This is a genomic window from Xenorhabdus aichiensis (assembly GCF_028598775.1).
Classification (GTDB): domain Bacteria; phylum Pseudomonadota; class Gammaproteobacteria; order Enterobacterales; family Enterobacteriaceae; genus Xenorhabdus; species Xenorhabdus bovienii.
The window spans coordinates 1-2,865 of sequence record NZ_JAQRFO010000097.1 but is presented as its reverse complement, the minus strand read 5'-3'; the positions used below and the strand labels follow the sequence as shown (position 1 = coordinate 2,865).

Annotated in this window: 2 protein-coding genes; one reads left to right on the top strand and one right to left on the bottom strand. The window is 49.9% G+C overall.

Annotated elements, in window-relative coordinates; all coding sequences use genetic code 11:
• Nucleotides 1–219: 219 nt before the first annotated feature.
• Nucleotides 220–1,254 (bottom strand): tyrosine-type recombinase/integrase, encoded by a 1,035-nt coding sequence (locus PSI22_RS20935; protein ID WP_187651632.1) that lies wholly within the window; start codon nucleotides 1,252–1,254, stop codon nucleotides 220–222.
• Between the two features lie 925 nt (nucleotides 1,255–2,179).
• Here PSI22_RS20935 and PSI22_RS20930 point away from each other — a divergent pair.
• A partial coding sequence (locus tag PSI22_RS20930) for an IS630 family transposase (RefSeq protein ID WP_273581413.1) occupies nucleotides 2,180–2,865 on the top strand: 686 nt, incomplete at its 3' end.

Sequence of the window (2,865 nt, the reverse complement as noted above, 5' to 3'; positions counted from 1 at the left end):
CATCCCCCCACGACAAGAACAAGGACGGGCACCCGAGTATCAAGCGTATACGGCGACGCCCAAAGAGAGACCGGAGATTGTCCGTTCTCGAAAAAACCGTTACTTTATCGCATGATTTATGGTCATTCCGTGTTTTTATTGAGAAAGTTAATTTAACTCCCTCCGCCTCCTATCTGCCACTCGGGCCAGAATGACCGGCCCGGCCGGCCTTCACCCTGTTCAGCCCACGAGATCCATCATCACGCTCTTTTTCGCCTCAAGATGGCGGATATAGCCCAGGACCGTCTCCGGTTTTTTCCAGGTGCCCTCGTGCATGATCTGCGCCAGCGAATAACCCGATTCTGTCATGTCCTGCGCCGCCCCCACCCGCGCACTGTGGCCGGTCCAGGTGGTGTACCGCCCTTTATTGCCTTTCATCCGGGTATCCCCGTGCACCTGCCCCCACGCCTCCGCAAAAATCCGTTCGACATGCCAGCCCGATAAGGGCGCGTCCGTCCCGACGCGCGCGTGATTCCAGCGGTTCACCGGGCAGAACAGGTAAGCGTCGGGATGGTCCAGCAAACCGGACACGTGGAGCCACTGTAACAGACGGGCGGAGGCCCGGGGACTCAGGGCTTTGGTGAGGCCGTGCCCGTCCACAATAGTTTTGGTGTAACCCACGTTCAGCAGCACACTGCCATCCCGGTTAAGCACCACATCCCTGACTTTCAGCCGGGCAATATTGGACAGCCGCAGCAGGGTATTGTAGGCCACAAACAGGAAGGCCAGATTGCGGAGCTCTTTCAGCCGGCCTGAGGTTTTCCAGGCGGTATCCATCTGATCCAGATCGGCAATCCGAAAGGGGATGGCCTGCCCCACGGTTTCGCCCTGCAGGAGGGCGGTGCGGTGAATTTTTTTCAGCGCCCGTTTCACGGTCTGGCTGTGACCCGCCGGGATTAAGCCGGCCTGGCGGTGCAACAAATTCAGCATCGCCACACTGTTACTGATCGTGGCCGGGGCCCGCCCGTTGTCATGCAGCTCCAGCAGGTAATCCCGCAGGGAGTCCGGGTCCACCGGCAGATAAGGGCGCCCCTTGGCCACACACCAGCGGCCCCATTGGCGCAAGACCTTGGTCAACTGTAGCCAGGTGTTGTCCGCAAACGCCTCTTTGTCCTTGATAAACGCATTCAGATTCCTGAGGATTTCCTCATTCAGATCCGGGTTATCGGGGATCAGGGCCGCATCGCGACCCACCCGCGCCAGTCCGCCTGCCATAAAAAACCTCTCTGTCTGTTGGTCGCGCTACGTGAAAAGTCGGGCACTGTGCCCCACAAAACGTCGCAGATTTCACGTAGACGCATCATTCATTAAAACCGCCTGCAACTCATCACTGCAGTAACGATATTCGGCTGTTATCAATAAAGAGCCCTCTTAGTGATGATCACGACGGTAACTCTCACCCCCTCCGGGACGCACGTCTCGTGCCGATCCTCAGTCTAGCACAGTCAGGGTGGGATAATCCCCATTATCCCACCCTGATAAGTTCAGGCCCGGCTTGAGAAACGTTGAACCGTTTTTATTTCGCCGGGTGGCCCAACACCCTGCAATAGGTACGAGCCCTAAAGGTTAGTTTCCAACTGGTTGGTAACTTATTGGTTTAAATCCGGCGTGACGGACCGCGTTCAGTTTACAACGTGATTGTCACTCTCAGGTTTTGACCAACGGGAAAGCGCGGCCTGTAGGCCGATCCAGTTAACCCCTTAACCTTGATGACTATTTTGTCCTGCCACCGCGGCGGATTGGGGTGATCTAGACCGTCCGGTTTTTCGGTTCAACTAACTATGCCTCACTTATTTATGAAAAAACACAATGACGTAATGCAGAAAAAAATGAAAAAAGATAATGAGGAATAATGATATGAAAATAACTGAGAACAGCGAGAGAATAACGACAAAAACAGCACTTAATTTAAACTATTCTTTATAATCATTTCTGTTTTTTGATTGAATGCTCATCTGTTTTTTATTTGGTTTTTTTTCCAAAATAGAAAATAATGTGAGCAAAAATGAGACAATCATCAATATAGTGAGTGATACACTAAATAGCTTGTCAAAATGGTAGGAGTATCAAAGAAACTCGATCCTAAATTTGCGAAATTTTTGTTCCCAAAACGCAAAATCACAGAAAAAAGGATCGAGTCATGCTTATCATACCACCCACTTCACGAAATGAACGTCGGCAGATGAAAAAAGTCGTTCAAAAAACATCTGATAAAAATTATGCACGGCGGATCATGGGGATACTTCTACTGTGTAAAACACATTCTGTCCTCCAAGTGGCGGCGATACTTTGTTGCGCTGAATCTTCCGTTTGGCGTTGGCTGAAAAAGTTTAGAGAACAAGGTTGGATGGGCTTACAGCGCTTACCTGCCGGGCGTCATATTCAGTGGCATTTAGCACGTTATCTGCCTCTTCTCTCTTATTTTTTAGAGCACGCTCCCCAGCAATTTGGCTATATCGGTTCTCGCTGGAGTCTGTCGTTTTTTGTGTTTTTACTCAGAAAATATATGCATATTACTCTTTCCATCAGCACACTTTACCGTTACTTCTGCAAACAAGGCATTGTCTGGCGACGAGTGGCCCCCACATTAAAACAACCTGATCCCGAATATGACGAAAAAATGGCGCGTATTACTGAAGCACTTTCTCAGGCTTGCGAAAAACATCCTGTTGTTTATGAAGATGAAGTTGATATTGATTTTAATCCTAAAATTGGCGCTGGCTGGTACTTTAAAGGCCAACAAAAACGGATTGTGACCCCCGGTCAAAATCAAAAATATTATTTTGCCGGTTGCCTTGATGCCCAAACAGGAAAGATCGTATCTAC

What these genes read in the sequence shown, in the direction of transcription:
- PSI22_RS20935 (WP_187651632.1), bottom strand. Translation starts at nt 1,254, where the DNA reads ATGGCAGGCGGACTGGCGCGGGTGGGTCGCGATGCGGCCCTGATCCCC.